The sequence below is a fragment of the Sphingomonas sp. genome (assembly GCF_048595155.1).
GTDB lineage: Bacteria > Pseudomonadota > Alphaproteobacteria > Sphingomonadales > Sphingomonadaceae > Sphingomonas_I.
In genome coordinates, this window is record NZ_JBMDXN010000005.1 from 71,886 (window position 1) to 87,725 (window position 15,840).

General features: G+C 62.4%; 13 protein-coding genes. 7 read left to right on the forward strand and 6 right to left on the reverse strand.

From position 1 onward, the window contains the following. Positions 1–82: 82 nt before the first annotated feature. Positions 83–1,309, reverse strand: coding sequence for a type III PLP-dependent enzyme (locus tag ACOJSI_RS00910; protein ID WP_420136367.1), 1,227 nt, complete (start codon positions 1,307–1,309; stop codon positions 83–85). A 170-nt stretch (positions 1,310–1,479) separates the two neighbouring features. Here ACOJSI_RS00910 and ACOJSI_RS00915 point away from each other — a divergent pair, with 170 nt between their 5' ends. From ACOJSI_RS00915 to ACOJSI_RS00945, 7 genes are all read left to right on the forward strand, one after another. Then, complete coding sequence (locus tag ACOJSI_RS00915; RefSeq protein ID WP_420136368.1) at positions 1,480–2,442, forward strand: threonine ammonia-lyase; 963 nt, start codon at positions 1,480–1,482, stop codon at positions 2,440–2,442. 33 nt (positions 2,443–2,475) lie between these two features. After that, entirely contained in the window at positions 2,476–3,276 is an 801-nt protein-coding gene (locus ACOJSI_RS00920) for a DUF72 domain-containing protein (RefSeq protein WP_420136369.1), read from the forward strand. Positions 3,277–3,280: 4 nt separating this feature from the next. Next, on the forward strand, positions 3,281–3,478 hold the full coding sequence (locus ACOJSI_RS00925) for a hypothetical protein (RefSeq protein WP_420136370.1): 198 nt from the start codon (positions 3,281–3,283) through the stop codon (positions 3,476–3,478). A gap of 145 nt (positions 3,479–3,623) precedes the next feature. Beyond that, positions 3,624–5,984: a TonB-dependent receptor gene (locus ACOJSI_RS00930; protein WP_420136371.1), complete on the forward strand. Its 2,361-nt coding sequence runs from the start codon at positions 3,624–3,626 to the stop codon at positions 5,982–5,984. A 117-nt stretch (positions 5,985–6,101) separates the two neighbouring features. Next, complete coding sequence (locus ACOJSI_RS00935; protein WP_420136372.1) at positions 6,102–6,989, forward strand: MBL fold metallo-hydrolase; 888 nt, start codon at positions 6,102–6,104, stop codon at positions 6,987–6,989. 33 nt (positions 6,990–7,022) lie between these two features. Further along, on the forward strand, positions 7,023–7,802 hold the full coding sequence (locus ACOJSI_RS00940) for an SDR family oxidoreductase (protein WP_420136373.1): 780 nt from the start codon (positions 7,023–7,025) through the stop codon (positions 7,800–7,802). 134 nt (positions 7,803–7,936) lie between these two features. After that, on the forward strand, positions 7,937–9,064 hold the full coding sequence (locus tag ACOJSI_RS00945; RefSeq protein WP_420136374.1) for an L-dopachrome tautomerase-related protein: 1,128 nt from the start codon (positions 7,937–7,939) through the stop codon (positions 9,062–9,064). 27 nt (positions 9,065–9,091) lie between these two features. Here ACOJSI_RS00945 and ACOJSI_RS00950 read toward each other — a convergent pair whose 3' ends face one another. The 5 genes from ACOJSI_RS00950 to cysS all read right to left on the reverse strand — a co-directional run bounded on the left by ACOJSI_RS00950 (position 9,092) and on the right by cysS (position 15,721). Continuing rightward, a complete protein-coding gene (locus ACOJSI_RS00950; protein WP_420136375.1) occupies positions 9,092–9,481 on the reverse strand; it encodes a hypothetical protein in 390 nt (129 codons plus the stop codon). Positions 9,482–9,552: 71 nt separating this feature from the next. Beyond that, complete coding sequence (locus ACOJSI_RS00955) at positions 9,553–11,199, reverse strand: ATP-binding protein (protein WP_420136376.1); 1,647 nt, start codon at positions 11,197–11,199, stop codon at positions 9,553–9,555. Between the two features lie 23 nt (positions 11,200–11,222). Beyond that, entirely contained in the window at positions 11,223–12,704 is a 1,482-nt protein-coding gene (locus ACOJSI_RS00960) for an ATPase domain-containing protein (protein WP_420136377.1), read from the reverse strand. A gap of 112 nt (positions 12,705–12,816) precedes the next feature. Further along, a complete protein-coding gene (locus ACOJSI_RS00965) occupies positions 12,817–14,190 on the reverse strand; it encodes a class II 3-deoxy-7-phosphoheptulonate synthase (RefSeq protein WP_420136391.1) in 1,374 nt (457 codons plus the stop codon). 85 nt (positions 14,191–14,275) lie between these two features. Continuing rightward, positions 14,276–15,721: a cysteine--tRNA ligase gene (gene cysS, locus ACOJSI_RS00970; RefSeq protein ID WP_420136378.1), complete on the reverse strand. Its 1,446-nt coding sequence runs from the start codon at positions 15,719–15,721 to the stop codon at positions 14,276–14,278. Positions 15,722–15,840: the final 119 nt, after the last annotated feature.

Sequence of the window (15,840 nt, forward strand, 5' to 3'; positions counted from 1 at the left end):
GTCGTTGTGGGGACGCGGAAACCCGAAAGCGAAGGCCGGACGGATCACCGCCCGACCTTCGAAACGCAATCGCCCTTACGTGTTACAGCGTGACGACGTTCGAGGAACGTACACGCTCCGGCAGCGCATCCATATAGGCGCTGGCCATCGGCTCATCGTCCATCACGACGGTCTCACCGGCAGTGAAGCCGTTGAAGCCGGTCCGCATCGCGCTGCCATAGGCACCGAGCATGCCGATCTCGATATAATCGCCAGCCTGGACGTCGGCCGGCAGCATGAACGGCCCGGCCATATGATCGATATCGTCACAGGTCGGCCCATAGAAGCTGAACGCCATGTCCTTGGTGCCCGAAATTTCCTCACGCACCAGCTCGACCGGAAAACGCCAACCGACATGCGCGGCATCGAACAAGGCGCCATAGGCACCGTCGTTGATGTACAGCTGGTCGCCGCGGCGCTTTTCGACCCGAACGAGCAGGCTCGCATATTCGGCGCACAGTGCACGACCCGGCTCCGCCCACAATTCGGCCGAATAGGAGATCGGCAGCGCCTCGAACGCATCGTGGATGGCGTCGAAATAGGCCTCGAGCGGCGCCGGCTCCATGCCCGGATAGATGGACGGAAAGCCGCCGCCGACATCGATCACGTCCACCGTCACGGCCGCCTCGACGATCGCGTTGCGAACGCGGCCAAGCGCGTTGACATAGGCAGAGGGTGACATCGTCTGGCTGCCGACATGGAAGCAGATGCCAAGCGCATCCGCGGCCTGACGAGCCGCAAACAGCAGCGCCTTGGTCTCGCCCGGCTCCGCACCGAACTTCGATGCCAGGCTGAGCTTGGCATAGTCGGACGGCACCCGCAGGCGCACGCACAGGGTCAGGTCGGTCGCCTGATCAGTGGCGCGCATGATCTTGTCCAACTCCTCGATCGAATCCAGCGAGAAGGTGCGGACGCCATGATCGAAATAGGCTTCGCGGATCGCTTCCTCGGCCTTGACCGGGTGCATGAAGCATAGAGTCGCACGTGGCGCGATCTGCGCCACAAGGCGCACTTCCGCGATCGAAGCCACGTCGAAATGGGTGATACCGCTGTCCCACAATTGCCGGATCAGATCCGGCGAGGGATTCGCCTTCACGGCGTAGAGCGAGCGGCCCTTGAACTTCTCCACGAAGAAGCGGGCAGCGCGGTGCGCAGCGTGCGGACGGATGAGCGTGACCGGCTGGACCGGACGCCCGTTAGCGATTTCAAGGCTCGTCGGAGCCTTGTTCGGGGTGGCCGCTAGCCCCAGCGCGTTATGTTGCTTGTGCAATTCAAGGGACCTCCAGTGCCGCAGGCGAACCTGCGGTCAACAGTTGAAAAAAACTGCCTTGCGGTGGAAGTCCCATGGGGCAGCGGACGCGCTACATAGGAGTGGGTACCCCCCATGTAAAGTTTCAATCGCAGAAGAAATCCGGCCCCAGCTTTTCGATAGGATAAACCGTGAGTTTTCAGAGTTATAGTGAGGTTCGCGCGCCCTCCCGCGACGGGATTTTAGCGGCGGTCGATCGGGTGGCCAATGTGGCGACGCGCACACCCTTGCTCCCGCTTCCGTCCGCGGCAGGCGGCATCTGGATCAAGGCTGAGTCGCTGCAGCTGGGTGGGGCCTTCAAGCTGCGCGGCGCCTATAACCGCCTCGCCCAGATACCGGAGGAGCAGCGCGCTGCGGGCGTGGTCGCCTTTTCCTCGGGCAACCATGCGCAGGGGGTGGCGCGCGCCGCGCGGATCCTTGGCATGCCTGCGGTGATCGTGATGCCTGCGGACGCGCCGGCGGTGAAGCTGCAGGCCACCAAGGCCTTGGGGGCCGATATCGTGACATATGATCGGCACCGCGAAAGCCGCGAGCAGATTGCGGCCGATCTGGCGGCGCAGAAGGGCGCCGTGCTGGTGCCCTCTTTCGACGATGTCGACGTTATCGAGGGGCAGGGCACGACGGGGATCGAGATGGCGGAGCAGCTGGGTCGAAGCCCAGCGCGGGTCGCGATACCCTGTGGTGGCGGTGGCCTGTCAGCGGGGATCGCGCTGGCATTGCCTGAGGCAGAGATCATCGTGGTCGAGCCGGAAGGCTGGGACGACATGACACGCTCGCTCGCATTGGGAGAGATCGTGCCCGTTGCCGACGATGCGCCTGTCACTTCGTGCGACGCCCTGCAGACCAAGCGCGTTGCGGAGCGAACATTCTCGGCATTGGCGGCGGCCGGGGCGCGCGGTCTTTCAGTTGCGGAAGAGGAGATCCGCGTGGCGATGCGCTACGCATTCGCGCAGGGGCTGGTGGTGGAGCCGGGTGGCGCCGTCGCTTTGGCGGCGTGGCTGGCGGGCAAGCTGCCACCGATCGATGGCGACACGGTGCTCGTCTGTTCGGGCTCCAATGTCGATCCGCGGGCATTTGCCGAGGTGATCGGCTAAGACGCCGTACAATGTGGGTGAAGGATGATGGGCATGGGCGGACGCATCAGGGTTGGCATTGGTGGCTGGACCTTCGAACCCTGGCGAGGCCTCTTCTATCCGGAAGGCTGGCCGAAGGCGCGCGAACTGGAATATGCATCCAGCCAGCTCACCGCGATCGAGATCAACGGCACTTTCTACTCGACGCAAAAGCCGGCGACGTGGGCGGACTGGGCGAAGCGGACCCCGGACGACTTCGTCTTCGCGATCAAGGCCTCGCGCTTTTGCGTGAACCGGCGGGTCCTGAGCGAGGCGGGGGAGTCGATCGACAAGTTCCTCAACCAGGGCTTGGCGGAATTAGGGCCTAAGCTCGGACCGATCTTGTGGCAGTTCGCCGCCACCAAGCAGTTCGATCCCGATGATCTTGCCGGCTTCCTTGCCCTGCTGCCGAAGAGCGTTGGCGGCGTCCCGCTGCGCCACGCGATCGAGCCGCGGCACGAAAGCTTTCGCAATCCGGCGCTGCTTGAGCTCGCCCGCACGGCCGGCGTGGCGATCGTCTTTGCGGATGATGAGGACAAATATCCGCAATTTGCGGATCTGACCGCGGATTTCGTCTATGCCCGCCTGCAGAACCAGCGGGAGGAGGAGATGACCGGCTATCCGCCGCAGGACCTCGACCGATGGGCGAAAACCGCCCGGGCGTGGGCCGACGGCACCGCTCCGGGCGGCTATTCCTATATCGTGCCCCCCGCCCAAGAGCGGGAGCAGCCGCGCGATGTGTTCGTCTTCATGATCAACGGCGCCAAGGTGCGCGCGCCAGCGGCCGCCACCGGGCTGATCGCGCGGCTACGCTAAAGCGATGCGCACCATCTCCAACGACGTCGCGGTCCGGCTATATCACCTTGATGATGAAGGTGGGGTTGCGACAACTTTGCTCTACGGCTCTCTTGCCGAAGCTTTGGCGGCGGCGGCAGCACAGCCGGAAGACATGCAGCCTGGATTGTATTTGCAGACAAGCAACGACGTCGTCGCCTATCTGGATCTGATCGAAGGCTGACTTCGATCACCACCGGAGTGTTGCCGGTTTGCATCGATTGCGTGTGCCGGTGTCACGAACGCGACACAATCGCTTCCTACGGCAATCTCGGGCAAGAACCGGATCGGTCGGCCCCAATGACAGCGAGAGGAACATGTCGGGTGGGATGCGAAACGCACCCGCCTCATTTCACGACCTAAGGGGAATTTGTTTGAGCTTCGTAGTCAAGAAATCCGCGCTCGCCCTGAGCGCGTCGATCGGTGCTATTCTGTTTGCCACCGCAGCTGCCGCGCAGGACGCGCCTGCGGCCACGGCTGCAGCGGCCAGCGACGATCTTGGGGAAATCACCGTCACGGCGCAGCGCCGTTCGGAGAATCTGCAGAACGTTCCGGTATCGGTAGGCGTGATCAGCGGTGCCGACCAGCGCACCTTCACGTCGGGCGGCGATGATACATTGCTCTCGCTGTCTGGCCGCGTGCCGAGCTTGTATATCGAATCGACCACGGGCCGCATCTTCCCGCGCTTCTACATTCGCGGCCTCGGCAACATCGATTTCTATCTGGGCGCCTCGCAGCCGGTATCGATCATCCAGGACGATATCGTTCTCGAGCATGTGGTGCTGAAGTCGAACCCGGTGTTCGACGTCGGCCAGGTTGAAGTCTTGCGCGGCCCGCAGGGTTCGCTGTTCGGCCGCAACACGACTGCCGGCATCATCAAGTTCGACACCAATCGCCCAACCCAGACCTTCGAGGGGCAGGGCCAAGCATCGTATGGCAGCTACAACACCGTCACCTTCGATGGCGGGGTCGGTGGCCCGCTCGTCGCCGACAAGGTCGCCTTCCGCCTTTCGGCTCTGTATCAACATCGCGACGATTACGTCGACAACACGTTCAACGGCGCGAGCGCAGACGGGACGGTCACGCCCAAGAAGAACGCCATGGGCGGCTTCAATGAGCGCGACGTGCGCCTGCAATTGCTGTTCACGCCTACGGACAAGCTGTCGGTCCTGCTTTCGGGCCATGCCCGCGATTATGACGGCACCGCGACCCTGTTCGAGCGCGGCTATCTCCGCAAGGGTTCGAACAAGCCTATCGGGCCGCGCAACGAGGTCGCCTATGACGAAGCGCAGAACAATCCGCAGGCTTACAAGACCTATGGCGCATCGGCACACATCTCTTACGATTTCGACTTTGCGACGCTAACGTCGATCACCGGCTACGAAACCACGTCCGGTTATAGCCGGGGCGACACGGACGGTGGCGCGGCCGCGAACTTCCCTTTCAACGGGGTGCCCAACGGCTTTGGCGAATCCCAGGGCCAGATTCGCGATCTCGATCAGTGGACGCAGGAAGTGCGCCTCGCCAGCAACGGCGAGAGCCGCTTCAAGTGGCAGGTCGGCGGCATCTACTTTGACAGCCGTGACACGACCGATTTCTACCAGCGTGGCTATTTCCTGACGACCGCCGCGCGCAACCCGAACAATTGGGTGCGGCTGCATAACATCAACACGTCGTGGGGCATCTTCGGGCAGGTCAGCTATGCCCTTACCGACAAGCTGACGATCACGGCGGGCGCGCGGGAAACCAAGGACACGAAGAGCACACGTCTCCTCAAGACGGCCGACACCGCTGCCGGCGCCGTAACCTATACCGGTCGTCGCTATGTGCGCCTGTCGGACAAGGAGCCGAGCTGGGATGCGAGCCTGCTCTATCAGATCGACCCGAACGTCAGCGTCTATGCCCGCGCCGCACGCGGCTTCCGCGGGCCGACCATCCAAGGTCGCTCGGCCGTGTTCAACGCGGATTTCACCACCGCGAATTCAGAAAAGAACACGTCGTTCGAGGCAGGCTTCAAGAGCAGCCTGTGGGACAATCGCCTGCGCTTCAACGCGACAGCCTTCGCCTACACGGTCAAGGACATCCAGCTGAACGGCAATGACAGCAACGGCAATGGCGTGCTGTTCAACGCGGACAAGGCAAAGGCCTATGGTCTGGAAGGCGATATCGAGCTGCGGCCGGTGCGCAACCTGACCCTGACCGCGGGCGCCAGCTATCTGCACAGCCGGATCGACGACAAGAATGTCTTCGCCCAGGCATGCAGCCTGAACGGCGTCCTGGTCTGCACCGTGGAGGATCCGCTGATCACGCGGGGCACCGGCACTGGCACCACCTACTTCGCGCAGATCAACGGCAATCCCTTGCCGCAGGCGCCAAAATATAACCTCAACTTCGCCGCACGCTATGACCTGCCGATCAGCGAGACGGGCAAGATCTTCGTGGCGACCGACTGGAACGTGCAGGGCTATACCAGCTACGTCCTGTACAAGACCAAGGAGTTCACCTCGAAGGGGAATTTCGAAGGTGGCGCAAAGATCGGCTATAGCGGCAATAACGGTGCCTATGAGATCGCCATTTTCGCGCGCAACATCACAAACGAGAAGAATCTGAAGGGCGTGATCGAGAATTATATGGCTGCGGTTTACAACGACCCGCGGATCATCGGTGTCTCGGTATCGGGCAAGTTCTAACCGACTATTCGCCTTGGCCTAAATGAAGCGGGCGGCGGTGCTTGGTTGCCGTCGCCCGTCTTCTTTCCCAACTTATGTTGGGAGGAACTGTCTGATTTTACGCCCGTTTTCTGTGGCATGCCCATCGTCCCAGGTGGCATGCGGGAGACGGCAATGCGTATCCACCATCTGAATTGCGGCACCGACTGCCCGATCGGGGGCGCGCTGTTCGACGGACGAAGCCTGGGCCTTACCGGGCGGCTGGTCTGCCATTGCCTTCTCATCGAAACCAATCGCCATGGCCTGGTGCTGGTCGACACCGGCTATGACCTGAAGGATGTCGATCATCCGCATCGTAAGCCGCATCCCCGCATCACGCGCTTTATGCGCGGCTTGCTCAACATCCGCCTGCGCGAAGACGAGACCGCGATCCGACAGATCGAGGCATTAGGCTTTCACGCCAGCGATGTGCGGCACATCGTCCTGACTCATCTCGATTTCGACCATGCCGGCGGCCTTGAGGATTTTCCGAACGCTGCCGTTCACGTGATGCAGAAGGAATATGACAGCGCGAGCGGCCCGCGCCGCGGCTTCGTCCTGCGCAACCGCTACCGCCCTTCGCAATATGATCAGCTTAATAACTGGCGGACCTATGGTGCGCAGGGCGAGCGCTGGTTCGGTTTCGATGCGGTTCGCGACCTTGATGGGCTGCCGCCCGAGATATTGCTGGTTGCGCTGCCGGGCCACACCTGGGGCCATGCCGGCGTCGCGATCCGGACCGGCACGGGCTGGCTGCTCCACGCGGGGGACGCCTATTTCTACCGGGGCGAGATGCGCCAGGCGACGCGGCGCTGCACCCCGGGCTTACGCGCCTATCAGAACATGATGGAAGTCGATCGAGCAGCCCGGCTAGACAATCAGGCCCGGTTGCGCTCGCTCTCGGTGGAGCGATCGCGCGAGCTCAACATCGTGTGCGCCCATGATCCAGCAGAGTTCGAGCGCGCGCGGGCAGGGGAGTTGTTGTAGGCCCGGTCCTCATCCTGCGTACCGGAGAACGACATGGACCTTGGGATCAGCGGCAAAACAGCGCTCGTATGTGCATCGAGCCAGGGATTGGGCCGCGGCTGTGCCACCGCATTGGCGGCGGCAGGGGCTCGCGTGATTATCAACGGGCGCGATGCGGAACGCCTGCAGCGGGCTGCCGAGGAAATTGCCGAGACAACCGGCGCCCAGATTATTCCAGTGGCGGCCGACGTCGGGACGGACGACGGGCGGGAGGCGCTTTTGGCCGCCGCGGGCGAGATCGACATCCTGGTCAACAACAATGGCGGACCGCCGGCGGCGGATTTTCTGACGCTCGATCGTGGCAAGCTTCTGACGGGGATCGAGGCGAATATGATCACGCCGATCCTGCTGGCCCAGGCAGTCATTCCGGGCATGATCGAGCGCCGGTTCGGGCGGATCGTCAACATTACCTCCGGCTCGGTCAAGATGCCGCTGGCAGGGCTCGATCTTTCTAGTGGCGCACGGCTGGGCCTGACCGGCTTTCTGGCCGGCGTAGCCCGGCAGATTGCCTATGCCAATGTGACGATCAACGGGCTCTTGCCGGGCGCTTTCGACACTGCACGTATTCACGCGCTCAACGCCAAGCGAGCGGCAGAGACGGGGAGCAGCCGTGAGGACGTTGCCAACCAGCGGATGCAGACCATTCCCGCCAAGCGGCTTGGGCAGCCGGACGAATTCGGCGCCGCCTGTGCCTTTCTGTGTTCGGTCCACGCGGGCTATATCACGGGGCAGAATATCCTGATCGACGGAGGCGCTTTTCCCGGCGTGCTGTAAGCGCTTGTGATCCGACGCATATATTGCGTCGTCCGCCGAAAAGTTCGGCCGTCGCCTGAACCGATCGGCCGCCTTTCTGTTTTTCCTATGTGGAATGCGGCTGAAGTCGCTCGGTAGATCAAGGAGTTAAGACCGTGAGGAAGAGGCTTTTGGCCTGGGGCGGATTAGGTGTCGGCCTCGCGATCGCTGGCGGCTTTGCCGGCAGCGCCGCGCTTGCGCGCGTGCGGCGGCCGCTGGAGTGGATCGCCGACTTCGATCATCAGGTAACAGGCGTCGCGGCTACCGACGACGGCCGCATCTTCGTCAATTTTCCGCGATGGACCGACGACGCCCCTATCTCGGTGGGAGAGTTGATGCCGGACGGTGGCGTGCGACCATATCCCAATGCCGAATGGAATAGCTGGCGCAATGCGAAGGCCGGCAAGATGCCGGTCGAAAAACATTTCGTGTGCGTTCAGTCGATCGTTCCCGATCGGCGTGGCAACCTGTGGGTGCTCGATCCCGGCGCACCCGGCAATGAGAAGATATTGCCAGGCGCTCCTAAGTTGGTGAAGATCGATCTGGCGCGTGATCGCGTAACCAAGATCATCCCGATCCCCGAAGATGTCGCGCTCCAAGGCAGTTACCTCAACGACATCCGCTTCTCGCCCGATGGGAAGCTTGGTTATATCACCGACAGCGGAACCCGCGGCGCGATCATCGTCGTGAACCTCGCCAGCGGCGAGAGTTGGCGCGCGCTGGACGGTCATGTCTCGACGCAGGTGGACAAGAGTGTCGAGGTACGGATCGATGGAAAGCAGCTCGTCCGGCCTGACGGGCGTCAGCCGATGTTCTCCGCTGACGGGATAGCCTTATCGAACGATGGGAAGACTTTGTTTTACCAGGCCCTTACGGGCGAAACCCTCTATTCTATCGCAACCGCAAAACTGCGGCGGGACGTATCTGAGGAGGATCGAAGCGCCGCGGTCGAAAGGGTGGCGCAAACCCACGTGGCCGACGGCTTATGGCTAAGCCGCGACGAGGTCCTCTACCTGACATCGCCGACGGATTATTCAATTACGCGGCTGGACGGGGATCGAACCGAGACAGTCCTGATCGATCGGCGGCTACGTTGGCCGGATACATTCTCGGAGGGGCCCGACGGCCGCATCTACATCACTGCCAGCCACATCCAGGACACGATGTGGTTTAAGCCCGGCGCGCCGGCGTCGATCCGCACATCGTTGTTCTCCTTCCTTCCGGAAGATGTCAGCAACAGGTGAGCGAACCCTCGCGGCGGTAAACCGGCCTTATTGATCAGGCCGGAAGTCGCGCCGTCTGAAGTTACTCCGATCCGTCTGAAAGGAGAAAGCGGCGGCGCCGGTGTCGCCGAGCGGCACGACCGCGCTTCCATAGGTCGATCGATAGCCACCCGTGCCGACCGCCACGCCGACCTCGCCATGGATGCGGCCATCCGGGGCAATGCCGTTGTCATCGATCGGGCGAGCGGGATGCGACGCGCCATATTCCAGCGCCGCCTCCCGCTCCTCCGGCGTGAGGCGGACGGTGCCCGGAACCGACGGGTCGGCCGGTATCGTACCCGAGAAAAAAGGCGCCTCAGTTTGCTGAGGTTGTGACTGGGCCAGCAGTGGCGTCGCCACCGCGATCATCAGGAACAGGGCCGGACGGAAGATCTTCATTATCATCCTTCTTGGCGGGAATTAAGCGCACAGCGCATGTCCCCTGCCTGAACAAAGCCCCACCAAAGGGGTCACCGCGGCGCGCGGCGTTCGCGATGTCCTTGCAGGGATATGACATTATCGTCGCTGTTACCCAAACGGTTGAGCGCCTCGGCCAGTTCGATCAGATTGAAGGGCTTGTTGAGAACGGGAAGACCCAGCACCGGTTCTGATGCCCCGGTATAGCCGGTCACTAGCAGGATCGGCAGCATCGGTCGTTCCCGCCGTATCCGGCGGGCGAGCTCGCCGCCGTCCATCCGCGGCATCTTATAGTCGGTGATAACCGCATCAAGTTCGAGACCAGCGTCCAATTTAGCTAACGCTTCCTCTCCGGTGCTCGCCTCGATGATATCGTGCCCCAGGTCACGCATCATCTCGGCGGTGCCCTTGCGGACGAGTTCCTCATCATCCACGAACAGAATAGTCATTCGTCGTGTCTGCGGAGCAGGCGCCTGTTCGGAACGGCTGGGCACGGTCGCGCGGCGCTCGTTGGTGACGGGCAGGAAGAAGTCAGCTCGGGTGCCCTTGCCTGGGTTGCTCGAGAGGGTGAAAGCGCCGCCCAATTGCCCAGCCAGCCCATGCACCATCGACAAGCCAAGCCCCGTGCCGCGGCCGGTTTCCTTGGTCGAGAAAAAGGGCTCGACTGCGCGCGCCAGGGTCGGCGCATCCATCCCGATACCCGTATCGATAACCGAGAGCCGCACGTAGAGGCCGGGAGTCAACTTGCTGTCGCTGCCTGGATCGATCAGTACCTGCTCGGCCGCAACGGTGAGGATGCCGCCGTTCGGCATGGCATCGCGCGCATTAACGCAGAGGTTCAGGATCGCGAGCTCCAGCTGATTTGGGTCCGCCAGCGCACGCGGCACGTCAGCGGAGCAATGCAGGCGAAGTTCAATCGTTGAGCCGGCCGAACTGGCGATCAGATCGCGCATGCCCTCCAGCAGCTCGCACAAATCCACCGGTCCGGTCTGCAGCACCTGGCGGCGCGCAAAGCCAAGCAGCCGCTGCACCAGCGTTTTTGCGCGCTCACCCGACTGCAAGGCATGGCCGATCAGCCGGTCGACGCGGGCATCGTTGCCGGAAACTTTCCGCTGTAGCAGATCGAGCGCGCCAATGATCGGCGTGAGCAGATTGTTGAAATCGTGCGCAACGCCGCCGGTGAGCTGCCCCAATGTCTCCAGCTTCTGGGCTTCGTGAAGCTGCTGGACGGCCAACTCGCGCTCCCGCGTGCGCTCCTCGACGCGCTGCTCCAGTTCCGCGGCAAGAGCGTGCAACTGATCCAACCGTGCTCGCGCCTCATACTGGCGCAGCCGCCCGCGTCGGGCAGCCTGGGCAAGGCTGATCAACGTAGTGGGGTGGAAGGGGCGCTCCAGAAAGGTGACGTTCCCCAGCATCGCAAGGTAGCGACCGGCCGCAGGGTTGCGCTCCAGTCCACCGCCGCGCTGCGTCAGTAATATGAAAGGGAAATCCGACCATTCCGGCTGCGTCTCGATCCAGGCCGACAGCGCGTGTAGGTCTGCATCGCGCAGCGCCTCCTCCGTGATGAGGCCGAAACCGGCGCCGGCCACAAGCTCGGCGCGCAGCTGCCCGATCGACGCGCAAACGAAGCTGGAGAAGCCTTTTTCCGCCAGCATGGCAGAGGCTACGGCGGCGTCGCGACCCTGGGGCGCCAGGATCAACGCGCGTTCGGATAAATGCGGTATCAATCCGCTACAATCGCGTCGGCCACGCTCTTGTCCACGAGCGTCGGCACACCGCGCAGGACCCCGTGGAAGTTGAACAGCGGCTGGCCCAAACTTACGCCGGACGCGTCGATCCTGAATTCGCGGATCGTATCTTCATGCGCACTGGTGCGTTTCTTGATCACCGAAATAGCTCGGCGCACCCGGGCTTGCGCCTCAAAATAGCGCAGCAGGATGACCGTGTCCGCGAGGTAGGTCACATCGACCGGCGCCTTCATATCGCCGACAAAGCCGTGCTGCGCGACCGTCAGGAAAGTCGATGCGCCCTGGCGGTTAAGATATTGCAGCAGCTCATGCATGTGCAGGATCAGCGCCTGTTCCGCCGGCATCGCAGCCTGATAGCCGTTCAAACTATCAATTATGACCGTGCTGGCTTGCTGCACCTCGACGCAGGCGCGTACGCGCTCAGAAAATTCGCCGGGGCTCAACTCCGCCGCATCGACCTGCTCGATCAGCAATTTGCCTGCATCCACAAACGCTTGAAGATCGATATTGAGACCGCGAGCGCGATCGAACAACAGACCGAGCTCTTCATCGAAGACGAACATTGCCGCCTTTTCTTGGCGCTCCATCGCCGCCACGATGAAGGTAAGGGCGAGCAGCGATTTGCCGGTACCGGCAGGCCCGAGAATCAGAACGCTGGAGCCGCGTTCCACGCCGCCGCCCAGCAAAGCATTCAACTCCGGCGATCCCGTGCGCATCGGCTCGCGGGAAAAAAGTGTTTTATGCTCCGCAGATACCAGGCGGGGGAAAACACGTGCACCGCCGGTGTCGATCACAAAGTCGTGATACCCGCCTCTGTAACGTTGGCCGCGATATTTGATCACACGCATCCGCCGGCGTTCTGATCCATAATCGGGCGATAGTTCTTCAAGCCGGACCACCCCGTGCGCGATGCTATGCATCGTCCGGTCATTGGCTTCCGCCGTCATGTCGTCGAGCATCAGCACGGTCGCATTATGACGCGAGAAATAATGCTTAAGGGCAAGAATTTGACGTCGGTAGCGCAACGAGCTTTGCGCAAGAAGCCGGATTTCGGAGAGGCTGTCGATCACCACGCGGTTGGGCTTCAGCGTCTCGAACCGCTCGAAGATGCGCTTCGTCGTTTCGCCGAGTTCCAAATCGGATGAGTAAAGCAGGCTCTGTTGCTGATCATCGTCCAGCAGGCTTTCCGGCGGTATCAGCTCGAAGATATCGACACCCTCAAGGGACCAGCCATGCGATGCGGCGCCCGCGCGAAACTCGGCTTCCGTTTCCGATAGGGTGACATAAAGGCAAGTCTCGCCGGCAGCCGCGCCGGCGATCAGCCATTGCGTGGCGATCGTCGTCTTGCCCGTGCCCGGAGACCCTTCGAGCAGGAATAGCCGCGCCCGCGCGAGGCCCTTGGTTACGTCGTCCAGCCCTTTGATGCCGAACAGCGCATATTCTGCTAGGTCAGTCACCCGTCTTCCTTAACCATAATCGGCGAAGCGCGCATCAGCGCATCGTTTACGATGCCGATATGGCAGCAATCGACGTTCCGGCCATTAATCCCAAGCAACTTACTGACAGCAATCAGGCAGCAGCCCGCTCACGTTCCCGCATTTCCTGGTTGAGCATTTCGGCGAGCAGGAAGGCAAGCTCGATACTCTGGCTTGCATTAAGACGAGGGTCGCAATGGGTGTGGTACCGATCAGCCAAGCCCTGCTCCGTCACGGCGATCGCGCCCCCGGTGCATTCCGTGACATTCTGACCCGTCATCTCGGCATGAATGCCGCCGCCATGCGTGCCTTCGGCGCGATGCACTGCAAAGAAGCCGCGCACCTCGGCCAGGATCCGCTCGAACGGGCGCGTTTTGAACCCGTTCGCCGCCTTCACCACGTTCCCGTGCATCGGATCGCAGCTCCACACAACCGGACGACCCTCGCGCTTCACCGCACGGACCAAGGTCGGCAGCCCGGCTTCGATCTTGTCATAGCCGTAGCGGGTGATCAGCGTGATACGGCCTGGCTGGCGCGCTGGATCGAGCGTGTCGAGCAGGCGAAGGAGCGTATCGGCGTCCAAGCTCGGTCCACATTTAATCCCGATCGGATTGCGCACGCCGCGTAGATATTCAACGTGCGCAGACCCCAGGAAGCGCGTGCGATCGCCGATCCACAACATGTGCGCGCTGGTATCGTACCAGTCACCCGTCAGGCTGTCGCGACGCGTCAGCGCCTGCTCATACTGCAGCAGCAGCGCCTCGTGGCTGGTGTAGAAGCTGGTGCCGCGCAGTTGCGGAACAGTTTCCGGATTGACGCCGCACGCCGCCATGAAGCTCAGCGCTTCGCCAATCCGATCGGCCAGCTGCTGGTATTGGGCGGCCCACGCCGAACGCCCCATGAAATCCAGCGTCCATGCATGGACCTGTTGGAGGTTGGCATAGCCGCCCTGCGCGAACGCGCGCAGCAGGTTCAGGGTCGCGGCCGATTGGCTGTACGCCTTGATCATCCGGTCCGGATTAGGGGTGCGACTCTCCGGCGTGAACGCAATGTCGTTGACGTTGTCACCGCGGTACGAGGGGAGGCTGATGCCGCCCACTTCCTCCATATCGGCAGACCGTGGCTTAGCGAACTGGCCGGCCATCCGGCCGACCTTGATGATCGGCAGTTTGGATGCATAGGTCAGCACGACCGCCATCTGCAAAATGACGCGGAACGTGTCGCGAATATTGTTCGGATGGAATTCCGCGAAGCTTTCCGCGCAATCGCCGCCCTGCAAAAGGAAAGCCTTGCCCGCAGCAACCTCTGCCAGGTCCTCCGTCAGCGCCCGCGCTTCGCCCGCAAAGACCAGCGGCGGATAGCGGCCCAGTTCTGCCTCTGCCGCGGCCAGCGCCTGCGGATCGGGATAATGGGGGAGCTGCCGCGCTTCATGGTCGCGCCAGCTTTCGGGAGTCCAATTCGTTGCCATCGTCATCAATCCTCACCCCGCATTTCGCGGATGAGACGCCGCTTGGCAAGGATAAGCCTACTTGGGGCAGATGCAGGCTGAGTTGTTACGCCGTACCGAGCGCGATGCGCCAATCCCATCGCAACGGGTCACCGTCCATCACCTCGACGCCCTGCGCGATCAGCCCATCGCGGATTATGTCAGAGCGCGCGAAATCCTTCTCGGCACGCGCGGCTTTGCGATCGTCGAGCTGCTGCTCGATTTCCTCGGCGGTCACCGCTGCGCCCGCGGGGCGAACGCGGAGCGCCACGCGAGACGTGGTGGCCAGGTTGAGCCCCAGTGCCTGATCGAATGCGATCAGGGTTGCCCGCCGGTCGGCCGGCACCACGGCGCGGTCGGCAAGCAGCTCTTCGAGCGCCACCAAGGCGATCGGCGTGTTCAGATCGTCGGAAAGCGCAGCATCGAGCCGGGCCAAATATCGCGCATCGGCCGTGCCCTCGTCTGGCCCGATCTTCTCCACGGCCATGACCAACCGTTTGAGGCGCGTGAGAGCCGCGGTAACGGCGTCCGCACTGAATTCCAGCTCCGACCGATAATGCGCCGTCAGGCACAGCAAGCGGTAGGCGAGGGGGTGTATGCCCGCATCGATCAGCGACTGTAGCGTGGTGAACCCGCCACCGGATTTGGACATCTTTCCCGAACGATCGACCAGGAAGTTGTTATGCATCCAGAAGCGCGCGCCGGTGAAGCCGGGCTGTTCAGCGGTGCAGCCGCAATAAGCCTGATTCTGCGCGATTTCATTCGGGTGGTGAATTTCGCGATGATCGATCCCGCCGGTGTGGATGTCGAACGGTTCCGGCCCGAGATATTTCAAGCTCATCACCGAACATTCCAGATGCCACCCCGGTGCGCCGCGGCCCCACGGCGACTCCCATTCCATCTGGCGCTGCTCCCCCGGCGGCGATTTGCGCCAGATGGCGAAATCCTGCGGATTGCGCTTGCCTGACACGGGATCGATCCGGCTTTCGCCCTCGTCCGACACGGTACGGGCCAAGCGGCCATAATCCGGCACCGTCTTCACGTCGAAGTAGAGTCCGCTCTCGATCTGATAGCAATGCGCCGGGGCGATCCGCTCGGCGAAGGCGATCATGTCCGCAATATGGTCGGTAGCGACCGACCAGCGGGAGGGATCGAGGATGTTGAGATCCGCAAGATTCTGCTTGAAGGCCGCTGTATAGAAAGCGGCAACCTCCCATATGTCCTTGCCGAGACCGGCGGCGGCCAGCTCCATCTTATCCTCGCCCGCGTCTGCGTCGGAGGTAAGATGCCCCACGTCGGTGATGTTGATGACGTGATTGACCGCATAGCCCTTCAGAACCAGCGTTCGGCGGAGCGTGTCGGTGAAGACGTACGCCCGCAAATTGCCGAGATGGGCGAAATTATAGACGGTGGGACCGCAGCTATAGATGCGCGCCGTGCCGCCATCGCTGGGCGCGAACGGCTCCATACTGCGGGTGAGGCTGTTAAAAAAGGTGAGCTGGCTTCCTGTCATCGCCATGCTCGTTAGCGCGCGACCTTGCGCGCGTCACGCCGCCCGTGAGACGCGGCACAAAAGAAAACGGGCGCCCGATGCCGGACGCCCGTTCCTATCTTCCACCCGAAGGCGGCGAG

Excerpts from the sequence above, each read along its gene's own strand:
- ACOJSI_RS00920 (WP_420136369.1), top strand. The coding sequence starts at position 2,476 with ATGGGCGGACGCATCAGGGTTGGCATTGGTGGCTGGACCTTCGAACCC.
- ACOJSI_RS00925 (WP_420136370.1), top strand. The coding sequence starts at position 3,281 with ATGCGCACCATCTCCAACGACGTCGCGGTCCGGCTATATCACCTTGAT.
- ACOJSI_RS00930 (WP_420136371.1), top strand. The coding sequence starts at position 3,624 with ATGCGAAACGCACCCGCCTCATTTCACGACCTAAGGGGAATTTGTTTG.
- ACOJSI_RS00935 (WP_420136372.1), top strand. The coding sequence starts at position 6,102 with ATGCCCATCGTCCCAGGTGGCATGCGGGAGACGGCAATGCGTATCCAC.
- ACOJSI_RS00940 (WP_420136373.1), top strand. The coding sequence starts at position 7,023 with ATGGACCTTGGGATCAGCGGCAAAACAGCGCTCGTATGTGCATCGAGC.
- ACOJSI_RS00950 (WP_420136375.1), bottom strand. The coding sequence starts at position 9,481 with ATGAAGATCTTCCGTCCGGCCCTGTTCCTGATGATCGCGGTGGCGACG.
- ACOJSI_RS00965 (WP_420136391.1), bottom strand. The coding sequence starts at position 14,190 with ATGGCAACGAATTGGACTCCCGAAAGCTGGCGCGACCATGAAGCGCGG.
- cysS (WP_420136378.1), bottom strand. The coding sequence starts at position 15,721 with ATGACAGGAAGCCAGCTCACCTTTTTTAACAGCCTCACCCGCAGTATG.